22 protein-coding genes are annotated in these 21924 nt (G+C 36.3%); 13 read left to right on the forward strand and 9 right to left on the reverse strand.

What is annotated here, in order from left to right; genetic code table 11:
* Positions 1-179: 179 nt before the first annotated feature.
* From B176_RS0112980 to prmA, 3 genes are all read right to left on the reverse strand, one after another.
* Positions 180-521, reverse strand: a complete 342-nt coding sequence (locus tag B176_RS0112980) for a helix-turn-helix domain-containing protein (protein ID WP_017259252.1) — start codon at positions 519-521, stop codon at positions 180-182.
* 70 nt (positions 522-591) lie between these two features.
* On the reverse strand, positions 592-1956 hold the full coding sequence (locus B176_RS0112985) for a UDP-N-acetylmuramate--L-alanine ligase (RefSeq protein ID WP_017259253.1): 1365 nt from the start codon (positions 1954-1956) through the stop codon (positions 592-594).
* Positions 1957-1959: 3 nt separating this feature from the next.
* Entirely contained in the window at positions 1960-2799 is an 840-nt protein-coding gene (gene prmA / locus B176_RS0112990) for a 50S ribosomal protein L11 methyltransferase (protein WP_026063324.1), read from the reverse strand.
* A gap of 781 nt (positions 2800-3580) precedes the next feature.
* Here prmA and B176_RS0112995 point away from each other — a divergent pair.
* Both B176_RS0112995 and B176_RS0113000 read left to right on the forward strand, forming a co-directional pair.
* On the forward strand, positions 3581-4285 hold the full coding sequence (locus B176_RS0112995) for a T9SS type A sorting domain-containing protein (RefSeq protein ID WP_017259255.1): 705 nt from the start codon (positions 3581-3583) through the stop codon (positions 4283-4285).
* 93 nt (positions 4286-4378) lie between these two features.
* Positions 4379-5959, forward strand: coding sequence for a phosphodiester glycosidase family protein (locus tag B176_RS0113000; RefSeq protein WP_017259256.1), 1581 nt, complete (start codon positions 4379-4381; stop codon positions 5957-5959).
* A 99-nt stretch (positions 5960-6058) separates the two neighbouring features.
* On the opposite strand, the gene tpiA is transcribed toward B176_RS0113000, so the two are convergent.
* The 3 genes from tpiA to B176_RS0113015 form a co-directional block, all read right to left on the reverse strand.
* The gene (gene tpiA, locus B176_RS0113005) at positions 6059-6826 is read right to left on the reverse strand and encodes a triose-phosphate isomerase (RefSeq protein WP_017259257.1); all 768 of its coding nucleotides are present in this window, start codon (positions 6824-6826) and stop codon (positions 6059-6061) included.
* Between the two features lie 3 nt (positions 6827-6829).
* Positions 6830-8005, reverse strand: coding sequence for a GlmU family protein (locus B176_RS0113010; protein ID WP_017259258.1), 1176 nt, complete (start codon positions 8003-8005; stop codon positions 6830-6832).
* A 70-nt stretch (positions 8006-8075) separates the two neighbouring features.
* Entirely contained in the window at positions 8076-8324 is a 249-nt protein-coding gene (locus B176_RS0113015; RefSeq protein WP_017259259.1) for a type B 50S ribosomal protein L31, read from the reverse strand.
* A 344-nt stretch (positions 8325-8668) separates the two neighbouring features.
* Here B176_RS0113015 and B176_RS0113020 point away from each other — a divergent pair, with 344 nt between their 5' ends.
* The 10 genes from B176_RS0113020 (at position 8669) to lysS (ending at position 18331) form a co-directional block, all read left to right on the forward strand.
* Complete coding sequence (locus B176_RS0113020) at positions 8669-9883, forward strand: IscS subfamily cysteine desulfurase (RefSeq protein WP_017259260.1); 1215 nt, start codon at positions 8669-8671, stop codon at positions 9881-9883.
* A gap of 77 nt (positions 9884-9960) precedes the next feature.
* Complete coding sequence (gene iscU / locus B176_RS0113025) at positions 9961-10374, forward strand: Fe-S cluster assembly scaffold IscU (protein WP_017259261.1); 414 nt, start codon at positions 9961-9963, stop codon at positions 10372-10374.
* A gap of 94 nt (positions 10375-10468) precedes the next feature.
* Positions 10469-10795 (forward strand): HesB/IscA family protein, encoded by a 327-nt coding sequence (locus B176_RS0113030; protein ID WP_017259262.1) that lies wholly within the window; start codon positions 10469-10471, stop codon positions 10793-10795.
* 108 nt (positions 10796-10903) lie between these two features.
* Complete coding sequence (locus B176_RS0113035) at positions 10904-12817, forward strand: AMP-dependent synthetase/ligase (RefSeq protein ID WP_017259263.1); 1914 nt, start codon at positions 10904-10906, stop codon at positions 12815-12817.
* Between the two features lie 57 nt (positions 12818-12874).
* Positions 12875-14026, forward strand: a complete 1152-nt coding sequence (locus tag B176_RS0113040) for an MFS transporter (RefSeq protein WP_026063325.1) — start codon at positions 12875-12877, stop codon at positions 14024-14026.
* 30 nt (positions 14027-14056) lie between these two features.
* Positions 14057-14713, forward strand: coding sequence for a YceH family protein (locus tag B176_RS0113045; protein WP_017259266.1), 657 nt, complete (start codon positions 14057-14059; stop codon positions 14711-14713).
* Between the two features lie 88 nt (positions 14714-14801).
* Positions 14802-15041: a hypothetical protein gene (locus B176_RS0113050; protein WP_017259267.1), complete on the forward strand. Its 240-nt coding sequence runs from the start codon at positions 14802-14804 to the stop codon at positions 15039-15041.
* On the forward strand, positions 15032-15292 hold the full coding sequence (locus B176_RS19575) for a type II toxin-antitoxin system RelE/ParE family toxin (protein WP_017259268.1): 261 nt from the start codon (positions 15032-15034) through the stop codon (positions 15290-15292). The genes B176_RS0113050 and B176_RS19575 overlap by 10 nt, the downstream gene beginning before the upstream one ends.
* A gap of 235 nt (positions 15293-15527) precedes the next feature.
* Complete coding sequence (locus tag B176_RS0113060; RefSeq protein WP_051130029.1) at positions 15528-16238, forward strand: hypothetical protein; 711 nt, start codon at positions 15528-15530, stop codon at positions 16236-16238.
* 374 nt (positions 16239-16612) lie between these two features.
* Positions 16613-18331 (forward strand): lysine--tRNA ligase, encoded by a 1719-nt coding sequence (gene lysS, locus B176_RS0113065; protein ID WP_017259270.1) that lies wholly within the window; start codon positions 16613-16615, stop codon positions 18329-18331.
* A 248-nt stretch (positions 18332-18579) separates the two neighbouring features.
* Here the strand turns inward: lysS and B176_RS0113070 are convergent, their stop codons facing one another.
* From B176_RS0113070 to B176_RS0113080, 3 genes are all read right to left on the reverse strand, one after another.
* Positions 18580-19080 carry a c-type cytochrome gene (locus B176_RS0113070; RefSeq protein WP_040540611.1) on the reverse strand — a complete coding sequence of 167 codons (501 nt, stop codon included), beginning with the start codon at positions 19078-19080 and terminating at the stop codon, positions 18580-18582.
* 167 nt (positions 19081-19247) lie between these two features.
* Entirely contained in the window at positions 19248-19544 is a 297-nt protein-coding gene (locus B176_RS0113075; protein ID WP_040540486.1) for a chaperone modulator CbpM, read from the reverse strand.
* Positions 19534-20445, reverse strand: coding sequence for a DnaJ C-terminal domain-containing protein (locus B176_RS0113080; protein ID WP_017259273.1), 912 nt, complete (start codon positions 20443-20445; stop codon positions 19534-19536). The genes B176_RS0113075 and B176_RS0113080 overlap by 11 nt, the downstream gene beginning before the upstream one ends.
* Positions 20446-20801: 356 nt before the next feature.
* Here B176_RS0113080 and B176_RS0113085 point away from each other — a divergent pair, with 356 nt between their 5' ends.
* Complete coding sequence (locus tag B176_RS0113085; RefSeq protein WP_017259274.1) at positions 20802-21848, forward strand: tyrosine-type recombinase/integrase; 1047 nt, start codon at positions 20802-20804, stop codon at positions 21846-21848.
* Positions 21849-21924 lie beyond the last annotated feature (76 nt).

Raw genomic sequence — 21924 nt, forward strand, 5'->3', positions numbered from 1 at the left:
TTAACCGATTACTTAGTAAAGAAATTAATTTACAAAAGGATGTAAAAGTTAAAAATTGCATTAAATAAAATAAGCCACCTCATAAAGCGAGATGGCTTACTTAAAACTTTTAATTAGTTATTTATTGACTTTAGATAAAATCAATATCCAAAGTCAAATTGAACTAAGATCTAATAGAACTATGCAAAACTCTTTGAATTACGAATTTCCTCGTAAAGCTCAATTACTTTCTTTTGTAAATCTATCACTTCACTCTCTCTTTCACGCAATTTATTTGTAGCCACTTCTAAATCCGAAGCATTTTTAACTTCTTGCTCGGGATCGTTATATGTTAACAATTGCACTACAGACATATCAAAAAGTGCCGACACTTGCTCTAACCTAGACAGATTAACATCTGTAATACCTGTTTCAATCTTAGAAAAGGCTGGTATAGAAATATCAAGTTGTTTAGCAACATCTTCTTGGCTCCAGCCCTTTTGGTGTCTAAGTAATCTGATTTTTTTTCCTAATAATTTCATGTTTTTTAACCTAAATTTATACCCAAATAATGTGAACGTTAATTGAGAACGAACAAAACTAAACTTTTAATTATCTAAAAAGAAAGGAATTCGCCAACGTAACTAAATCGATACCTCCAAACGTCCCAGAACTCATCATTAACAAGTTACAATCTGCCGTTCTAAGCGTTTCAATGCTTTTTTTCAAATCCTCTGGATTGTCATAAAAGTATAATTTTTTACCTCCAAAGGCTTTTATCACATCTTCGCCACTAAAAGGCTTCATATTCTTTTGAACAAACGTGTTCTTATCTATGTACACAATAGCAAAATCTGCGCCATTAATCGTATCCTTATATTCATTTAAAAAACCTTCGTTCAAACTACTAAATGTGTGCAATTCTATACACGCAATAAGCGACCTGTCTGGAAACTGTTCTTTAACGGCATCAACAGTGGCTTTTAATTTAGACGGAGAGTGTGCGAAATCTTTAAAAACAATGCTATGCTCGGTCTCACCCAAACGTTCTAATCTTTTAGCCGCCCCTTTAAAAGAAGCTATCGCTTTATAAAAATCATCTTCAGAAACTCCCCCTTCTATACAGGCCAATTTCGCCGCGGTTAAATTCATCAAATTATGTCGACCGAATACATTCAGCTCAACATCAGCTCCTTTTAGAGTTAAAAAAGTTTTCCCCTCTTCAATTTTAAAAAGTGGCGTTTTATAAGGAATAATTTTAATTTTCTGCTTAAACTGATGGTTCTCTACCAAAGTTTTTAAAACCTCATCTTCTTCACAGTAGATGAGCGTCCCGTTATCTGCTATGGTATCTATAAAAACACTAAACTGTTCTTTATAGCTTTCAAAGGTTGGAAAAACGTTGATATGATCCCAAGCTACCCCGCTTATAATGCCCACATGAGCTTTATAAAGGTGAAATTTAGGCCGCCTATCTATTGGCGAAGCCAAATACTCATCTCCTTCTATAACAATCAACGGTGCATCAGATAATTTCACCATGTTATCAAAACCTGCTATCTGTGCTCCTACCAAGTAATCAAAAGATTGATTATAGTAGTTTAATACATGTAAAATCATAGAAGTTATGGTGGTTTTACCATGACTCCCTCCAACTACAATCCTTTTTTTATCAATAGATTGCTGATAAATATACTCTGGGTAAGAGTAAATGGACAAACCTAATTCCTGCGCTTTTAATAGCTCCGGATTATCAATTCGGGCATGCATCCCCAAAATCACCGCATCAAGCTCTTCGGTAATTAGCTCAACGTTCCATCCGTCAGTTGCGGGCAATAAACCATGCGCCTTTAACCTACTTTTTGAGGGCTCGTAAAAAGCATCGTCAGACCCAGTGACATTAAATCCTTTTAGGTGTAAAGCTATAGCCAGATTGTGCATAGCTGCACCCCCCACTGCAATAAAGTGAACTCTCATTTCTTAATTTTTAATAAACTTTGCCGCAACCCACAAATCTTTTTTCTTGTGACTTACGTATTCGATACCATATTTGCCTGCTTCGTCGGCAATCATCTGTAGGTCTGGCTCTTCATAAAAACCACTAAAAAATATAGATCCGCCGCTAACTAAAGCTTGTGCATACCTTTCGATCTGGTCAAGCAATATATTGCGGTTGATATTTGCCAAAATTATTTCGTACTGTCCGTCCGGAATCACCTCTTTTGAACCACATAATGCACTTAAATTAGCTATACCGTTTAGTGAGGCATTTTCTAAAGTACTATCATAACAAACCGGATCATAATCGATAGCCATTACAGTTTTCGCACCCATTTTGCTTGCCAAAACAGCCAAAATAGCCGTTCCACACCCCATATCTAGAACAGTTTTATCAATCACATCCGTTTCCAATAGATACTCCATAATCATAGCCGTAGTTTGGTGATGACCGGTACCGAATGACATTTTAGGATCAATCACTATCTCGTATTTAAAAGCTGGCTTTGGCTGATGAAAAGTAGCTCTAACATAAACTTGGTCCTTAATTTCAATCGGTTCAAAATTGCTCTCCCACACCTTGTTCCAATTTTGCTGCTCTACATGATTAACTGAATACGTAAAATCACAATCGTCTTTATAGGCTTCTAAAGTATTTTTCAAAAGACCTTCATCAAACTCGACCTCCGCTATATAAGCTTTAAAGCCATCTTCAGTCTCTTCGAAAGTATCATAATTGATTGCCCCCAACATTGAAATCAAAACATCTGAATGGTAATCTTCCGAGGAATTTATTGTAAAAACCAGCTCTTTATAGTTCATTTTATGTTTAAAAAATTTGAAGTGCAAATAACCACAAATATTTGGGTAATTGAAAAGCATTTGACGCTTCAAAAACAAATAATTAAGTAATTACTGCTACTATAGAATATTGAAATTAGCTGATGACAAATAAATTGATGAAATTATTGAGTCAATTTATTAAAGGTAGTTATGAACAGATTTGGAAATAAGAACATTTAATAAACAGGAACACATCTGGAATAGGAAAGGTTACACCGTACCCCTTTTGCAGGACGTAAAGATGCGGAGCATCAATACAAAAACCATGGATTTAATCTTCATAAACTATCCCTTCGTCGGGCTGTTTTTTTAAGAAATTCTTAATACTCATGTGCTAAAACTAATAATTCTACCATCAAATTTGGTCGAATTACAAGAATAATTGTAAGGTTTTATAATCCATAAAAAAATATCATTTTCTCACTAACCCTTATGGCTAAGTTATTTGTTTTAGTATTAAATAGCGGAATTCCTTTTGACCTTTAGTTAACATTTTAAGAAAAAATAAGACCCTAAGCTATTAAGAATCAGAATTAAATAACCAATTGAACACTAAATAGTTTTTTGAAATAATTATACCGTGACGGGGATTAATAAATGTTTTAGAAATATCCATAAGGGGAGATTTCTCTGATAAAATTATCCCGAGTTTATAAAGGCTAAAAACCTAATAATGAAAAAAAATCAGGTTTAGTTCATATGTAATTAATTATTTAAAACGCTGTATAACAAATCAAATTTTTAATAAAAAATATTTTTTATGAGTGTCTTAACATTTTTATTGTCCGTATCACTTTTAACTGCAGGCGTTGGAGATAAAGTTGGAGTAACTTCAGTTATACCTAATGAAATAAATCGAAACTTTGGCAAGGGACATGCAGGAGACAATGCTACTTATATACAGCAATTGAGAAACGCAGTTTTACCAGTTTCATTGATAAATTTTGATCTTAAAGCTTCAAATTATGCGATTAAGCTAGAATGGAAAACAGCAAGCGAAAAGAACAGTTCTCACTTTGTTTTAAAAAGATCGGGAGATGATAAAATTTTTACAGATATCGCTCGGATCCAAGCTAGCGGAGAATCTTCTTCGATAGTTCATTATCAATACATTGATCGCTCACCATTGACTGGTTATAATTATTATCAGTTGGAGCAGGTTGATGCTGACGGAACAAAAATCTTATCACAGATTATAACTACAAGTTACAATCTTAAAGAACAAAATGTTTACACCTATTTCTCTGAACAAGGCTTATTAAATATGGTTATCAATGCACCCAAACAGGCAAACCCTGTTAAGGTAACCGTTTCTAATATGAATGGCCAAGTGTTGGCATCAAAAAACATAAACATTGCAGAAGATAGCCACTATCAATTTAATGATATTTTCTTTAACAAAGGAGTGTACACTATCTCCTTTAGCTTAAAAGATGAGGTAATCACTAAAAAAATTATTAAATAAGCTGGACACACCTAATAGCATAGCTTATTCTACTTGTACAATACATGAACAACTCTTTTAATAAAATTGATTCATTTACCAATATATCCTAACATGAATATAAAAAAGTTATTTATACCTACGATTATAGGTTTAATCTCAGTGCTCACCGTCCAGGCTCAAAGCGTGGTTATTAATAGGGTATTTAAAGGAACGGAAGGAGAAGGAAGTGGTCCAAGAGGAAAGTACGATGTCATCGAACTGTTGGTTATAGAGGACCACGTGGATATAAGGAACTGGATTATAAAAGATTACTCTAGCGCAGTGGTAAGTGGCCTAACAGGAGACTCTGGAGGCAAATTCCGATTCAAGGATGTTGCATTATGGAAGGATCTAAGATCAGGAACTACAATTACACTTAGACAACCTGGCATTAATTACGGCGACAACCCATCACCAGACCCTGCTTATACCGAGGATACGGATGCATCTGATTTTAAAATTGATTTAAACATTAGAAATACTACTTATTTGAGAACTTTAGCTGGACCTACTACTGCAGATCCTCCGGGCTATATCGACAGAACTTTTATGCTTAGTGACGCAACAGAGCTTGTGCTATTAAGATGGGACGATGGTTTTGGCGAGGGAGTTGGTTCAGCAAACGCAGTACATGCTTTTGCGTACGGAAATGTCACCGCTTCTACACATTATACTGGCGTAACTTCGCCAAAACTACACACTGCGACAACACCAGTCAAAGGGGCATATGCTTATGCCAAATCTGAAAATGGAGATATTACTGATTTTGCAACAGTTACTGGCGTAAGCAAGGATAAAGCTCCGCCGATATATGTAGCTCCAGCTAATAACAGTGAATCGTTAGCTCAGAAAATAAAAAATGGCACTACATTAGTAAAGTCGATAAGTAGTGAATCTATGCGATACAACTATCCTGGAGTCAAAGAAGCTTATATCAGCTACTTAAATCCTGCTGATGAAAACATTAACTTGTATATCTTAGAAATAGACTTAACAGACCCAAAACTATCTATCGAAGTAGGAAATAAGGATGATGCATTAGCATTTGGAACACAAACTGTTAAGGCTATGGTTCCTTATAAAAACAACAACTCTTTTGAAAAACAGGTAGTTGCGGGAATTAATGGCGACTACTTCACATTTGCAACTGGAGAACCAACCGGACCTATTATTAAAGATGGGATTAGTATAAAAGGCGCTCTTGGCACCGGGTATTACTACTTTGCGCAACTCGACAATAAAACTTATAAAATAGGTGAGAAGGTAGAATACGATAGACTAAAATTAAAACTTCAAGAAACAATTGGTGGCAAATACTTACTGGTTCAAAATGGCAATATTATTACCGGCATAACCGATGGAGGAATTACGTCTAGAACCTCAATTGGACTAGTGAACGACAAAAAAGTCATTATATTAGTTGCAGAAAAAAACACTTATCAAACTGTTCAATCTGCTGGATACGCCTTGTCTCAATTGGCACAGGTTATGAAAGCCTTAGGAGCCACGGATGCACTTAATTTAGATGGTGGTGGATCAACTACATTGGTAGTTAGGGAATCGGACGGGCAATATAACGTTAAAAACAGTCCGCAAGATGGCTCTCCACGAGCGGTATCAAATGCCTTATTTGTGATGAGAAAAACGGACTAAGATCTTCAATAAGAATATAAAATAAGAACAAAAGCCCGAATGAACCAAATCATTCGGGCTTTGTAATTTACTTTGATACTGATCGCGAGTTTAAAAAAATTAGCTATTAAAAGCTTTAGCGATGTCAACAAAATCTCTTGATTTTAAAGATGCACCACCAATTAATCCACCATCAATATCTGCTTGGGAGAAAAGTTCGTCAGCATTTTTTGGGTTACAGCTACCGCCGTACAAAATTGTAGTGTCTTGCGCTACGGTTTCTCCGTATTTACCAGCAATTTCTTTACGGATAAAAGCATGGATTTCTTGTGCTTGTGCAGAGCTTGCTGTAACACCAGTACCTATTGCCCAAACCGGCTCATAAGCAATTACCAATTTACCAAAATCTGCCTCGCTTAAATGAAACGTTCCTTCGGCTAACTGAGATTTTACGACATCAAAATAAGTCCCGCCTTCTCTTTCAGTCAAAGTTTCTCCAATACAGAAAATCGGCTTTAAACCGTTTGCTAAAGCAATATCCGTTTTCTTTGCCAGCAAAGCATTGTCTTCTCCAAAATACTGTCTGCGTTCCGAATGGCCTAAAATAACATACTCCACACCAACAGAGCTTAACATCGAAGCAGAAATTTCGCCAGTATAAGCACCTGACTCTTCTTGATGTGCATTCTGCGCACCCACGCTAACCTGTTGGTGACCGTTTGCCAAAGCAGCTAAACTATGTAAATGAATATATGGTGCGCAAACAACAACTTGTTGGTTTCCCCTCACTTCGTCTTTTACCATGTTTACCACCTCAGAAAAAAGAGATAATCCGTCAGTGTAATTCTTATTCATTTTCCAGTTTCCTGCAACAATTTTCTTTCTCATAATTTAAAATCTCCTGTGTTGTATTGTATTATTAAATATGTCAATTAAGATATTTCGTTCTATTTCGCTAAACATCATTCCTCGGCGTTCAAATACTTTGGTTACGGTTTCAAACATTTTTTTGATACTGTAAACTTCAAACCCATGTGCGCCACCCCAAGCAAAATCAGCAACATAATTTCTTGGGAAACCGGCACCAAAAACATTTGCGCCAACACCTACCACAGTACCCGTATTAAACATCGTATTTATACCGCACTTTGCATGATCTGCCATAATTAACCCACAAAACTGCAGACCGGTTTTACGGAAACGTTGCTTGGTATAATCCCAAAGTTTCACCTCTGCATAGTTGTTTTTAAGGTTTGAATTGTTGGTATCTGCACCAATATTACACCACTCTCCTAACACCGAATTACCCAAGTAGCCTTCGTGACCTTTTGCAGAATTACCCCAAATCACGGCGTTGTTAATCTCGCCACCAACTCTCGAATTTGGGCCTATGGTGGTTGCACCATATATTTTGGTTCCCATTTTAATCTGAGAATCGTTACATAAAGCAAGTCCTCCTCTAATATGAGACCCCTCCCAAACCTGGCTGTTTTTACCTAAATAAATAGGTCCGCTTTTGGTATTAAAAGTACTGCATTCGGCTACCACTCCTTCTTCCACAAAAATATCGTCGCCAATTACTGTATTTGTTTCGCTGAGCTTTTGAGACACTCTTCCTTTCGTTAAAACATCAAAATCCGCTCGCATTGCATCAGCATTATACTTAAACAAATCTTCCGGAAAGGTTACTTTCAGAAAAAGCTCATCATAGGCTATACTTTTAAATTCGCTTAAATTAGCCCAATCAATTCCTGATTTTTTTGTTTTTACCGCTATACAAACATCGTCTGCAATTAATGATTCTTCGGCTTTCAAAGCATCAATTGCTTTTAGCAATTCAGCATCCGGGCAAACCGAACCATTTATAAAAAGGTTGTTGTTTGTAGCTTTAAAAGGGAATTTTTTTTGTAGATAAGGTTGGGTTTGGTAGAAACCTGCTGTTTTAAAATAGAAGAGCCATTTCTCGGAAATCTTCATTATTCCAATTCGTAAATCGGCAACCGGACGGGTATAAGTCAGTGGAAGTAAAGATTCACGAGATTGATCATCGAAAAAAATGATTGTCATAGTGCAAAAAAACAAAAAAAGTCCCAACTTTCAAGAAGGGACTTAATATATTGTTAATCTTTTTTTAAGATTATTTCTTAGCGTAACGCGTTTTGAATTTATCAATACGTCCTGCTGTATCTACCAATTTCATTTTACCAGTGTAAAAAGGGTGTGAAGTATGAGATATCTCTAGTTTTACTAAAGGATACTCATTTCCGTCTTCCCATTTAACAGTTTCGTTTGTGTTGATACAAGATTTAGTGATAAAAGAATACTCGTTAGACATATCTTTAAAAACAACTAATCTATAGTTCGATGGATGCAAATCTTTTTTCATGCTATTTCTTAATTCTGTACCTAATTTTTAGGAGGTGCAAATATATTGATTTTTTATTGAGTTTAGCAAACAACAAATCAAAATTATTAAAATCATCTTAAAAACCAGCTTTACTCAAAAACAATCCCCGCAATTAAAATGCATAACACAGATTAATTTCAAGTTTTGTTTTCCAAAAAAAATCATGTTTAGCCAAGGGTTTGTCCTAACAACGTAATACATCACCTTAAACATCTCAAAATTGCATTTTAATGACCAATTCCCAAAGCTCTACGCAACATATACTATAGTGCTGAAAAACTTTTTCTTACATTTGCCTTGTATTAAAATCAAATCTAAATAAGATGTTAAAAACTCCTATATATTTAGACAACAATGCGACTACTCCGTTAGACCCAAGAGTGCTGGAAGCAATGTTGCCTTACTTTACAGAAAAATTTGGAAACGCCGCAAGTAGAAACCATCCATTTGGCTGGGCTGCAGAAGAAGGTGTAGATTATGCTCGCGAACAAGTAGCGAAATTAATAGGCGCATCAGAAAAAGAAATCATCTTTACATCTGGTGCTACCGAGTCTGACAACTTGGCTATCAAAGGTGTTTATGAAATGTACAAAGAAAAAGGTAACCATATCATAACCTTAACTACCGAGCATAAAGCCGTTTTAGATGCCTGTAAACATTTAGAAAAACTAGGTGCAAACATCACTTATTTAGATGTAGAATCTGACGGTTTAGTTGACTTAAACAAACTAGAGGCAGCATTTACCGACCAAACTATTTTGGTTGCAATGATGTATGCAAACAATGAAATTGGTGTAATACAGCCAGTTAAACAAATTGCAGCTTTAGCACATAAACACGGCGCTTTATATTTTACAGATGCTGTACAAGCGGTTGGTAAAATTCCGGTTAACGTAATTGAAGACGGTATAGATCTGTTGGCACTTTCTGCACATAAAATGTACGGACCAAAAGGTGTTGGCGCTTTATATGTGAGAAGAAAAAATCCAAGAGTTAAAGTTACATCACAAATGGATGGCGGTGGTCATGAGCGTGGAATGCGTTCTGGCACATTAAACGTTCCGGGTATTGTAGGTTTGGGTAAAGCTTGCGAACTTGCGTATAACGAAATGGAAGAAGAAGCTAAAAGATTATCAGCTTTACGCGATAAACTAGAAAGTGGCTTAACTGTTTTAGAAGAGTCGTACGTAAACGGAAACGTTGAGTACAGGTTGCCACATACTGCAAATATTTCTTTTAAATATGTTGAAGGTGAAGGTTTGATGATGGCAATGAAAGACATGGCTGTTTCTTCTGGTTCAGCTTGTACTTCGGCTTCTTTAGAACCATCTTACGTTTTAAAAAGTTTAGGTTTATCTGACGATTTGGCGCATTCATCAATTCGTTTTGGTTTAGGCCGATTTACAACCGAAGAAGAAGTAGATTTCGCGATAGAAAACACTTTAAAGGCGGTTAATCACTTACGAGAACTTTCTCCATTATGGGAAATGTTTAAAGAAGGCATAGATCTTGACTCTATTGAGTGGGCAGCACATTAAAATCAAAGCAAAAAGTTAAAAGTCTAAAGTAAAAATTAAATAATATTTAGGCATATAATAATTAAAATTATAAAGACATGGCATATTCAGATAAAGTAATTGATCATTACAGCAACCCAAGAAACGTGGGTACGCTTGACAAATCTAAATCAAGTGTTGGTACTGGTTTAGTTGGTGCACCAGAATGTGGTGACGTAATGCGTTTACAAATTGAGGTTGATGAAAACCACATGATCACAGATGCGAAATTTAAAACTTTTGGTTGTGGTTCTGCAATTGCATCTTCTTCTTTAGCTACAGAGTGGTTAAAAGGAAAAAGTATTGACGAAGCTTTAACTATCGACAATATGGATATCGTTGAAGAACTAGCTTTGCCACCAGTAAAAATTCACTGTTCTGTTTTGGCAGAAGACGCAATTAAATCAGCAATCAATGATTACCGCGTTAAAAACGGAATGGAAGCAATTGAGTTAGAGAAATCACATCATTAAATTAGAGTAGCAAGAAGTAAGTAGCAAGACTTAAGACGATTTCTGTCGTGTTTCAGTCTTTTTACTTTACACTTTTTACTTTATACTTTAAAACATGGTAACAATAACAGATAAAGCAAAAATCAAGATAGAAGAGCTGATTAGAGACACGGGATTGGATGAATCTTATTTCCTGCGTGTTTCTGTAAAAGGAGGTGGATGTTCTGGTTTATCCTATAACATGGATTTCGATAATGAAAGCCAAAAAGGAGACCAAGAATTCGAGGATAAAGGAATGAAGATTGTTTTAGACATGAAATCTTTTCTTTACCTAGCAGGTACCGAGCTTGACTTTTCTGATGGATTAAACGGAAAAGGATTTAACTTTGTAAATCCAAACGCATCCCGTACTTGTGGGTGTGGCGAAAGTTTTTCTGTATAAAAGCATTCTAAATATTTTTAACAAAAGGGCGTCTTTTTAAGATGCCCTTTTGTATTTTTATATAAATAGTCTAATATTGCTCGTTATAAAGCCAAAAGCTCTTTTAAGATGAATAATATTTCTACATTAAATACAGTTCCACAACTATTAAGAAACGTTGTCCAAACTATCCATTCGGAAGAAGACACTTTTTTAATCAGTAAAGAAAAAGAGACTTGGGAAGAAATCTCATTTAAAACCACACTGGAAAAGGCTGACGCAATTAGTGCCTATTTTTTAGAAATGGGAATAAACAAAGGCGACAGAATTGGCTTCATTATAGAAAACTGCCCCGAATATGTATTTTACGACCAAGGACTACAACAAATTGGCGCAATAAATACATCCATATACCCTACCCTTTCCGAAACCGAAATTGAATATATTTTATTGGATTCGGGAGCTAAAACTATTTTAGTAGGTAGTCCATTTTTACTAAAAAAAATCTTAAAAATCGCTAATCATTGCCCAGAGTTAGTTAGGATAATCCCCATTTTTAACGACCATGCAAAAATTACCGAAAAAATAAACGTGAATGCGGGCATTATTAGTTTGGATAATGTGATTAGCGAAGGTAAAAGTGCTTTACCTAAACACGTAACAGAAATCGACAAACGTCGCTCGCAAATTCAACCGTCTGATATATCAGGCTTAATATACACCTCTGGTACTACGGGCACTCCAAAAGGCGTAATGCTTACCCATTCTAACTTTGTAGAAAACGTAAAAGTGTGTTTGCAACAGATTCCGGTTATCGATAATAATGAAACGTTTTTATCTTTTTTACCCCTCTCCCACGTTTTTGAACGCACCGCAACTTACCACGTATGCTGTGCAATGGGCTGTAAAATTGCATTTGCACAAAGTTTAGAACTATTGGCAAAAAACATGGGCGAAGTAAAGCCTACGGTAATGTCATGCGTTCCCCGTTTATTGGAAAAAATCCACGACAAAGCAATCAAGAGCGGTACTGCGGCAGGAGGAACAAAAGCCAAGATCTTTATTTGGGCCTTAGAAAGCGGAAAAAAATATCGCGAAATAAAAGAAGCTGGTAAAACGCCTGGTATCTTGACATCTATCCAACACGGTATTGCAGAAAAGCTGGTTTTTAGCAAAATAAAAGAAAAAACAGGTGGAAGATTAAAGTTTATGATTTCTGGAGGTGCCGCCCTTCCTAAAAATGTCGGCGAGTTTTTCGGCGATTTAGGTATTAAAATATTAGAAGGTTTTGGCTTAACAGAAACGTCTCCGGTAATGTCGGTTACGGAATATCATCGTCAGGTTTACGGAACAGTTGGTCGCGTAATTCCGGGGATTGAAGTTGGAATACAAGACGTGGAGACTAAAAAATTCATCAACATACAAACGCATGAAACTTTCAACGAAGAGTTTGTTTGTGAGGAAGGAGAAATTTGTGTTAGAGGGCATTGCGTAATGAAGGGCTATTGGAATAAGCCAGAAGAAACCGCGGAAATAATTGATGAAGATGGCTGGTTCCATACCGGAGATGTTGGAAGGTTTTTTAAAGGAAATTTGCAGATTACCGATAGGATCAAAAACATGTTGGTGAACGCTTTTGGAAAAAACATTTACCCCACACCGGTAGAGAGCACTTATTTAAAGAGCCCGAAAATTGAAAGTGTATTTTTAATTGGCGACAAAAGAGAATACGTTACGGCTATTATTACGCCAAGCAGGGAAACTTTACAAGAAACATTCAAATTAGAAGATTCGTTCTTCGACCAGTCCGATTTGTTTATAGATGACGACAATATTGTAAAGTGGTTTGCCGAAGATTTAAAAAAACTATCACCGGAATTGGCGAAATTCGAACGTATCAAAAACTTTATTGTAAAAAGAAATCCGTTTAGTATTGAGGAAGGTGATATTACGCCTACTATGAAACCAAAGCGTAAAGTAATTGAGAAAAAATACATCGAATATATTGACCATATGTATAATGCAGAAGTTAGTGTAGAATAAATTCCGATTTAAACTGGTTCTTTTGTTTCAAAACAGGATATTTGCAAAAAAATCAAAATGTTACCTGCAAATAAACAAAGAGCTTTTATAGGTTTAATTTTCTTTTCAATTGGGGTAAGTTTTGCAAGCTGGGCATCTCGCATTCCAGATATTAAAGCAAATTTCCAATTGAACGATGCCGAATTAGGCTCATTATTGATTCTGATGCCCATCAGTTCATTAATTAGCTTGCCTTTCTCTGGATGGTTGGTTTCAAAATTCAACAGCCGTAAACCGCTGATTATCTCGATTTTTTTAAATGCCTGTTCTTTAATGCTCATCGGAAATTCAAGCTCTATCGTGGTGCTATCCATTGGTATTTCTTTATTTTCTTTTACTACCAGAACGTTAAATCTTTCTTTAAACACACAAGGCGTACATTTACAGAAGCTATTCCCGAAAAACATTTTAGGAACTTTTCACGGGTTATGGAGCGCAGGGGGGATTTTAGGAGCAGCCTTAACAACCCTGCTATTAAATTACCAGATTAGCATCCAATTTCATTTAATCATCGTTGCAGTAATAGTTATTCTCGCCTGTGGCAGTGCTTATCCGTTTTTGATTAAAAATGACAAACCCAAGTCTGGCAATAAGATTATCATCGGAAAACCTGATCCTTTTATTTTTATGTTGGGTTTAATTGCTTTTTGTGCGGCAGTGTGCGAAGGTGGCATGTTTGATTGGAGTGGCATTTATTTTAAGGAGGTGATAAAAACACCGATTTTCACTTATGGTTACCTCACTTTTATGACTTTTATGGCCGCGTTCCGTTTTCTATCCGGACCAATTATAGCCAAAATTGGAATGCGACGAAATTATGTAATGAGTGCCTTTAGCATATCTACAGGTATTCTTTTAGCAACAGCATTCCCAAATATATGGTGTGGCTTAATCGGCTTTGCACTTGTTGGCATGGGTACTGCGTCTATTATACCCATGACTTATGCTTTAGCAGGGAAATCCGATAAATATTCTACTGGAATGGCATTATCAATTATTACAACCTATACCATTTCTGGGATGTTAATTGGTCCACCTATCATCGGTTATATCTCGCATGCATTTAGTTTACGAATCTCTTTTCTTCTTTTTGCGGTAGCCGGATTTATGATTCTCCCAATTTCGCATCTGCTCTTCAAAAAATTTATCGACAACCAAGAAAATAATTAGTACTTTTTACCAGCAAAACAGCATTACGAGATGGAACCAAACAAAACCTTACCGATATTAAGTAGCACAGAAATAAGAGTGTTAGGTGCTTTAATGGAAAAAAGCAAGACCACACCAGATTATTACCCAATGACATTGAACGGTTTAACGGCAGCGTGTAACCAAAAAAGTTCTAGAAAACCGGTAGTGGAGTATGATGAGGAGACTGTGGTATTGGCTTTAGATAGCTTAAAAAAGAAAGGCTTGACTTCTACAGCAACGGGCGGAAGTAGCCGAGCCACCAAATACAAACATAATTTTGCAATTGTATACCCTGTTGTACCTTCGCAAGTTGCGGTAATGGCTTTACTATTTTTACGTGGAGCATTAACACCAGGTGAAATTAACAGCAACTCGGGTAGGTTATATGAATTTGATAGTTTAGACGATGTACAGGAAGTTTTAGAACAATTATCTAGCGATGAAACACCTTTTATTGTACAAATACCAAAAAGAGCGGGACAAAAAGAAGCTCGATACGTTCATTTATTTGCTGGCGAACCAGATTTAAATTACGAGGACGAGGCTGTAGCTGAACCAGCTAGAAAATCGGTTGGTGAACTTGAAGCCAGAATAGCTACGCTTGAAGAAAACTACGCCCAGCTAAAAACTGATTTTGATAAATTGATGAAGGAGTGGATAGGGTAATTATGGGTATATAAAAGCTTTTACTAAGAACATTAAGCCAAAACGAAGAAAGTTTTTTATAAATTTGAATAACGAAAATAAAAATGTTATGGATATTCAAACCAGAAAAATAGAATTCATCCAAGAGTTTCTTAAAATCCAGAACGAAGAGTTATTAATTCGCTTGGAAAAGCTTTTACATGCCAATAAATCAACCAAAAATACTGATTTAAGACCAATGACTATTGATGAATTCAATGAAAGAATTGACAAATCAATGGACGATTCCAAAAACAATAGACTAACAACATCAAGTGATCTAATTTCGGAAATCGAAAAATGGGGTTAAAAGTATATTGGACAGATTTTTCTAAAAATGCGCTGAAAAACATATTTGATTATCACCACGAAAAAGTAAACCTAAAAATAGCTCAGCAAATCACCAAAAAAATCATTGGAAAAGCAGAAAGTTTAAGTGGTTTTCCTAAAATGGGGGCAATGGAAGAGCTTTTGAATGACAGGCCTCAAAACTTCAGGTATGTTATAAACACAAACTATAAAATCATCTATTGGATTAATCATGATAAAAATAGAATTTAAGTCTTAGATGTATTTGACACCAGACAAAATCCGGAGAAAATAACCAGAAACAAATAGGTTGATTAACTACTAAATCTCGCAGAATCCTAACGAGTGCCATCCGTATTCACAAATGAAACCCAATAAAATTGGCATCAATTTGGTTCCGAACGCAAAAACAATATTCAACCAATTATACGTTTAAGCCTATATGCTTTTCAGATCCAGATTAAATTTCCTTTCTTTTTTAGCGATCATGTCTGTCCTTTTAGCGTCCTGCTCATCGGTTTATATGCCCAACGTACCTAATAGTCCGATGTTGAGTGCGAAAAACGAGATTCATGCAGCGGGGCACCTTTCATTAAAAGGGAATTTAAGTTTCAATACTGCTTATGCAGTTTCTGACCATGTGGGCGTTTTGTTCAACGGATCTTTTATTGATCAATCTAAACGACGGAAAGACTTTAGTCAGGATTTAGTTGAAGCGGGTGCGGGCTACTACACCACATTTGGGCGAGAAAATAATCGGATTTTAGAAATTTACGGTGGGTTAGGAACAGGCTCAACACAACGCATTTACCGCACTTTTGAAGACGATGGAAGCATCACTACAGATTTACAAAAGGTAAAATTCAACAAAGCCTTTGTACAGGTAAGTTACAGCACCAAAGAAAAAAATTCTGTTACGCTGTTCTCTAAAAAGTTTCCGCTTAATTACGGAACCATCTTTAGAATTAGTCATGTAAGCATGAGCAAGTTTGATAGAAACAATATAGCGCAACCTTTAGAGGATAATATTTTTATAGAACCGGTGTTTTTTACTCGTTTAAAACTAAACGAGAACTTTCAGTTGCAATACACTACTGGGAGTAATTTCGGTTTGAAAAACAGAGATTTTATGACTGCAGGCAGTTCTGTTTTTACGCTGGGCGTGATTGTTAATTTGGGTGGAACTAAGGTCTTCTAGTTGTATATTTAACCGCATTTCACAGAGAGGACGGAGGCTGAGAGGGCTTTTTTGTCAATCTGAGCGGAGCTGAAGATTAACCACAGAGGGCATAAAGGTCACAGAGCTGGGTTTATTAGTTTTTTATCACTATTGCAGATAATCCTTCTCCTTACTGAATTTCATACCTGACGAAAAAAATTGCGTTAACGATATGAGCGGATACCGGCTTGTGGCTAAGGCCTGTGCAGTATGAGCGGTTAGCGTGTTAAAACGCCCAAATGATGTTTTCCTACCCCCCCCTCCCTCCTTTTTACAAAATCACAAAAAGCAAAAAGCTTAAAAAATTTAAATAAAGATATAAAAGCTTAAATTTGCGCAGAATTTAAAATTTTATGAGCGCACTTTCAGAACAGGAAATACAAAGACGCGAGTCTTTAAACGAACTAAGAAGATTAGGAATTGACCCTTACCCAGCAGAGACATACGATATTAATGCCAACGCCAAGGATATTTTAGCCAATTACGAAAGAGAGAAAACTGCTTATAAAAATATTAGTATTGCCGGCCGTATAATGACCCGTAGAATTATGGGGAACGCATCTTTTGTGGAGATACAGGATGCTACAGGCCGTTTGCAGGTTTATATCAGACGTGATGATATTTGCCCTGATGAGGACAAAACTTTATACAACACGGTATTTAAAAAGCTATTGGATATCGGCGATTTTATTGGTGTTAAGGGTTATGTTTTTACGACCCAAACCGGTGAAATATCTTTACACGCTACAGAAATCAAGGTGCTTTCTAAATCGTTAAAGCCTTTGCCTATTGTTAAACGTGATGAAGAAGGCAATATTTTTGATGGTTTTACCGACCCAGAGATGCGTTATAGAATGCGCTATGTAGATTTAACGGTAAATCCGGAATATAAGGAGATTTTTAAAACCCGCTCTAAGGTAATTAGCACCATGCGTAATTATTTTGATAACCAGGGTTGGATGGAAGTTGAAACACCAATTTTACAAGCGGTACACGGTGGTGCGGCTGCAAGGCCTTTCAACACGCATCATAACACGTTAGACATGCCCTTATTTTTGCGTATTGCTAACGAGCTTTACTTAAAAAGACTGATTGTTGCAGGGTTTGATGGTGTTTATGAGTTTGGTAAAATGTTCCGTAACGAAGGTATGGACCGTACCCATAACCCGGAGTTTACAGCTATGGAAATTTACGTTGCCTATAAAGATTATATATGGATGATGGCAATGGTGGAAGAATGTTTGGAGAAAGTTGCCATTGCTGCAACCGGACATACTGCGGTAAAAGTAGGCGAACATACCATAGATTTCGCTGGTCCGTACGAGAAACTATCCATGTATGATTCTATTTTGAAATATACTGGCGTTGATGTTTCGGAAATGGACGAAGAGGGCTTAAGAGCTACTTGTACCAGCATGAAAATACAGGTTGACGCAAGTATGGGGAAAGGAAAGTTGGTAGATGCGATTTTTGGCGAAAAAGTAGAACATGAACTGATTCAGCCGACATATATTACCGACTACCCTATCGAGATGACTCCCTTAGCTAAAAAACACCGTAACAAAGAAGGTTTGGTTGAACGTTTTGAGCTTTTTGTGAACGGCAAAGAAATTGCGAATGCTTACTCTGAGCTGAACGATGCGATTGACCAAAAAGGACGTTTTGAAGATCAGCTAAAATTAGCGGCCCGTGGCGATGACGAAGCTATGGCGATGGATGATGATTTTATTAGAGCTTTAGAATACGGAATGCCTCCAACATCTGGTTTAGGGATTGGTATCGACCGATTGGTGATGATGATGACTAACCAACAGAGCATTCAGGAAGTATTGTTTTTCCCTCAGATGAGAGCGGAGAAAAAAGCGAAGGTTTACAGCGATGATGACTTTGTTGCATTGGGCATCCCGGTCGAGTGGGTACAAGTACTGCGTAAAATGAATATAAATACGCCAGAAGATTTAAAAACAGCAAACCCTAATAAAGTATTTAATGATCTAGGTGGAATGCGTAAAAAAATGAAACTGGAAATCAGCATGCCTCAAAAAGAGGAAGTGATGGCTTGGTTTGGGTAGGTGGTTCGTTTGTTAGGTGGTTAGGTTTGACTTGCACTGAAACATACCTGTCCTTGGCGTTAGTGGACTCCTTTTTAAGGATTCATAAATGGATTAAAGTCTCTGACTCTTTTAAAACGCAGGATTGTTTTCAACAAATCATGCTGGAACATACGACTAATTAAAAATCAAAACGGTTGAATACAAAACAAAAAAACCTGATTGAATGAATCAGGTTTTTTTATGATTAACTAATTTCCTTACGAAAACTATCCTTTATCGTTCTTTCTTAAATACTCCAAAATCTGACGAGTTTCGTCATCAGAAACGTTTTGACCAACCATCTGAATCAAATGCTCTTCAAATAAAGCTTTCGCAATCGGATCTTTTTTGGTCATTTCTTCTGGGTTGGTTATCATATTCATAATCCACTCTGGCGTACGTAGGTTAGTGATATTTTTTAAACCTGGACCAACTAATTTTTCGCCAGTTAATTTATGGCAAGGCGTACATTTAGTTTCAAAAATTGCCTGCCCTTTAGCCGCCATTGCATCATCAATAGTTGCAGGCACATCTACACTTGTAAATTTACCAACACCTTTACTATCACTTTTAGCATTAGGGTCAACAGCCTCTTCTGCAGGTTCATCAGCAGATTGTGTAGTTGCATCTGTATTTTCGGTGCTATTTTCGCTACCGCCACAGGCACTTAAAAAAGCAACAGCTCCACAAAAACTAAATACAGCAATTAACATTTTAATCTTTCTCATATTGTTTTGTTTTAATTGAATTTTTAGATAAACTGACAAGAATCTATATTGTCATCTTCATGTCACAAATATAATGCCTTCTTTTTAGCTTTTAGCTAAAAAGCAAAACAATTATCGTGTGAATTTTCTTTTGGCCTGGTTTGGCTTAGAGTCTATTTAAAATCACATTAATCCTCGTAAACCTTAAGCCTATTTTTTAACGCTTGATTTTCCGACTGCAAATCATCGACTTGATCCAACAAATTAAAAATTGCCCCAATTCCCGGTAAATTAATCTGCAAGTCTTGGTGTAAACGTAATATTTTCTCTAACCGAACCAAAACCGATGAATCTATATAAGGTTTCTTTTCCTGGTAAGCAATCTCCAATAAATCATTTTCATTCAATTCTTGGATAAAGTCCATTTCAACCTTATAATAGGTGCAAATTGTTAAAAGCGATATATAGTTTTCTTTATCCATCATTTCTAAGTTTAGCAAGTTGTTGAACCAGTTCTTTTTCCGCCTCGGATAGGTTCTTTGGCAAAACAAGTTGGTAGGTAATCACCAGATCGCCAAATACACCTTCCTTTTTATAAACCGGAAAACCTTTTCCTTTCAATTTAACCTTTGTACCGTTTTCCGTTTCTGGGGCAACTTTTAGTTTCACCTTTCCGTTAAAAGTATCTACCGTAATATCTCCACCAAGCATCGCTGTATAAATATCCAAATCAGCGGTAGCTAATAAATTATTACCGTCTCTTTTAAAAGGCGTAGTATTTTTAATGGAGAATTTGATATGTAAATCGCCATTTGTACCACCATTTGCACCTTGTCCGCCGTACCCTCCTATTTTAATCACCTGCCCGTCTGCAACGCCAGCCGGTATGGTTAACCTAATATTTTTGCCGTTAACGGTAAGCGTTCGTTTGTGGGTTTCGTAAACATCTTTCAAATCCAGTTCCAGCTCCGCGTTAAAATCCTGCCCTCTAAATCTCGATTGCCTACTGCCACCTGCAGGTCTTGCACCACCAAACATAGAACCAAAAAAATCAGAAAAATCACCGCCCTCAAAATCGCCACCCTGGTACGTGTTCTGGCTTTGCGACCGGGCCCGTCCTTGACTTTGTTGTTGCCTTTCTGCCTGTTCAAACTGTTCGGCATGTTTCCAATCCTTACCGTACTTATCATATTTCTTACGATTTTCGGGCTTGCTCAGTACTTCATTGGCCTCATTAATTTCCTTGAATTTCTTCTCTGCTTCCTTGTTATTTGGGTTTATATCAGGATGATATTTGCGGGCCATTTTTCGGTAAGCCTTTTTAACATCAGCTTCCGACGCACTTTTATCAATACCTAACACACTGTAATAGTCAATAAAATCCATTTAAATATTGGTTAAAAATGTTTAAGCAAATAAACGCATTATAGCTTGATGCCCAATATTTATACCAGAATAAATGTTCGAATATTAGTTTAGGCGTTCCCTGTAAACAAAACAGGTCGGTAGCTTTTGTACGCCGTTTTGGTTTTTTACACGCTCAAGCCCAGCTAAAAAAACTTACGCCAGCCCCCTAACGCAAAAAAAAATAGATTAGTCAAAAATTCCATTTAAAATATTGACAAGATTTATCCCCTTGCATTTCTACACAAAGCAAGTATGCGGTAGGGTCTTAAATAAATTATGGCACTGCACCTTTTAATCAACAAGAAAAATTATTATTTTTATTAAAATTGGACACTATGGATTTTGAGGCTAAATTAATTCGACACAATAACAAAAACAGAATAGCTGTTTGGTACCCGAATATCCCAGCCTTGATTGCCCGTTTCAGAAAACTAACGGATGCTAAATGGAGTTCTACACTAAAAGTTTGGCATTTGCCAGATACAAGCGAAAACAGAGAGCGTTTTGAGTTGCCAAGCGATAAAGGAAAAGGGGTACCTTTTATGGATAAAATATCACAAATAGAACAGTTCAAAAAACATTTAGCCACCAAAAGATATAGCCCTAACACCGTTAAAACTTATAGCGACGCCTTGCAGACTTTTTTATTTTATTATAATGCTAAAGACGTTCGGGATATTGATAATCAGGATGTTGTTTCATTTTACAACGATTATATTTTAGAGAAAAATCTGTCGTCATCTTTCCAAAACCAAGTGGTAAATGCAATTAAGCTTTATTTTAGAACAATACGAGAGACGGCTATTAATGTTGACAAAATATACCGTCCTAAAAGAGATAAACTTTTGCCGAATGTGTTAAGCAAAGAAGAAATCAAAAAGATCTTAAATGCTCACACCAATATCAAACATAAAGCTATGTTGTGTATGATTTATAGTTGCGGACTTCGGCGTAGCGAACTATTAAGGTTAAAACCCAACGACATAGACTCAAAAAGGAATCTAGTGATAATTCGGCAGGCGAAAGGCAGAAAAGACAGAATTGCGCCATTATCACCTGCGATATTGGGAATTCTTAGGGAGTATTACAAAGTGCACAAACCTTTAAGCTGGTTATTTGAAGGACAATATCCAGATACTGTTTACGATGAGCGCAGTTTGGGAAATGTTTTAAAACAAGCTTTACAAAAAACAGGAATTAAAAAACCAGTTACTTTACATTGGCTAAGACACAGCTATGCGACACACTTATTGGAAAGCGGGACAGATTTACGATACATTCAAGAAATTTTAGGACATAAGAGCAGTCGCACTACAGAAATTTATACTCACGTAAGTACAAAAAGTTTACAAAATGTAAAAAGTCCGTTCGATGATCTGTAAAATTGATATCTTTAGAAGATATATGCAAGAGAGCTGCACATATACAACACAATTTGTATGTATATGTCTCACTGAG

The organism is Pedobacter arcticus A12, from assembly GCF_000302595.1.
In the GTDB taxonomy this organism is placed as follows: Bacteria; Bacteroidota; Bacteroidia; order Sphingobacteriales; family Sphingobacteriaceae; genus Pseudopedobacter; species Pseudopedobacter arcticus.

What these genes read in the sequence shown, in the direction of transcription:
- B176_RS0112980 (WP_017259252.1), bottom strand. Translation starts at nt 521, where the DNA reads ATGAAATTATTAGGAAAAAAAATCAGATTACTTAGACACCAAAAGGGC.
- B176_RS0112985 (WP_017259253.1), bottom strand. Translation starts at nt 1,956, where the DNA reads ATGAGAGTTCACTTTATTGCAGTGGGGGGTGCAGCTATGCACAATCTG.
- prmA (WP_026063324.1), bottom strand. Translation starts at nt 2,799, where the DNA reads ATGAACTATAAAGAGCTGGTTTTTACAATAAATTCCTCGGAAGATTAC.
- B176_RS0112995 (WP_017259255.1), top strand. Translation starts at nt 3,581, where the DNA reads ATGAGTGTCTTAACATTTTTATTGTCCGTATCACTTTTAACTGCAGGC.
- B176_RS0113000 (WP_017259256.1), top strand. Translation starts at nt 4,379, where the DNA reads ATGAATATAAAAAAGTTATTTATACCTACGATTATAGGTTTAATCTCA.
- tpiA (WP_017259257.1), bottom strand. Translation starts at nt 6,826, where the DNA reads ATGAGAAAGAAAATTGTTGCAGGAAACTGGAAAATGAATAAGAATTAC.
- B176_RS0113010 (WP_017259258.1), bottom strand. Translation starts at nt 8,005, where the DNA reads ATGACAATCATTTTTTTCGATGATCAATCTCGTGAATCTTTACTTCCA.
- B176_RS0113015 (WP_017259259.1), bottom strand. Translation starts at nt 8,324, where the DNA reads ATGAAAAAAGATTTGCATCCATCGAACTATAGATTAGTTGTTTTTAAA.
- B176_RS0113020 (WP_017259260.1), top strand. Translation starts at nt 8,669, where the DNA reads ATGTTAAAAACTCCTATATATTTAGACAACAATGCGACTACTCCGTTA.
- iscU (WP_017259261.1), top strand. Translation starts at nt 9,961, where the DNA reads ATGGCATATTCAGATAAAGTAATTGATCATTACAGCAACCCAAGAAAC.
- B176_RS0113030 (WP_017259262.1), top strand. Translation starts at nt 10,469, where the DNA reads ATGGTAACAATAACAGATAAAGCAAAAATCAAGATAGAAGAGCTGATT.
- B176_RS0113035 (WP_017259263.1), top strand. Translation starts at nt 10,904, where the DNA reads ATGAATAATATTTCTACATTAAATACAGTTCCACAACTATTAAGAAAC.
- B176_RS0113040 (WP_026063325.1), top strand. Translation starts at nt 12,875, where the DNA reads ATGTTACCTGCAAATAAACAAAGAGCTTTTATAGGTTTAATTTTCTTT.
- B176_RS0113045 (WP_017259266.1), top strand. Translation starts at nt 14,057, where the DNA reads ATGGAACCAAACAAAACCTTACCGATATTAAGTAGCACAGAAATAAGA.
- B176_RS0113050 (WP_017259267.1), top strand. Translation starts at nt 14,802, where the DNA reads ATGGATATTCAAACCAGAAAAATAGAATTCATCCAAGAGTTTCTTAAA.
- B176_RS19575 (WP_017259268.1), top strand. Translation starts at nt 15,032, where the DNA reads ATGGGGTTAAAAGTATATTGGACAGATTTTTCTAAAAATGCGCTGAAA.
- B176_RS0113060 (WP_051130029.1), top strand. Translation starts at nt 15,528, where the DNA reads ATGTCTGTCCTTTTAGCGTCCTGCTCATCGGTTTATATGCCCAACGTA.
- lysS (WP_017259270.1), top strand. Translation starts at nt 16,613, where the DNA reads ATGAGCGCACTTTCAGAACAGGAAATACAAAGACGCGAGTCTTTAAAC.
- B176_RS0113070 (WP_040540611.1), bottom strand. Translation starts at nt 19,080, where the DNA reads ATGAGAAAGATTAAAATGTTAATTGCTGTATTTAGTTTTTGTGGAGCT.
- B176_RS0113075 (WP_040540486.1), bottom strand. Translation starts at nt 19,544, where the DNA reads ATGATGGATAAAGAAAACTATATATCGCTTTTAACAATTTGCACCTAT.
- B176_RS0113080 (WP_017259273.1), bottom strand. Translation starts at nt 20,445, where the DNA reads ATGGATTTTATTGACTATTACAGTGTGTTAGGTATTGATAAAAGTGCG.
- B176_RS0113085 (WP_017259274.1), top strand. Translation starts at nt 20,802, where the DNA reads ATGGATTTTGAGGCTAAATTAATTCGACACAATAACAAAAACAGAATA.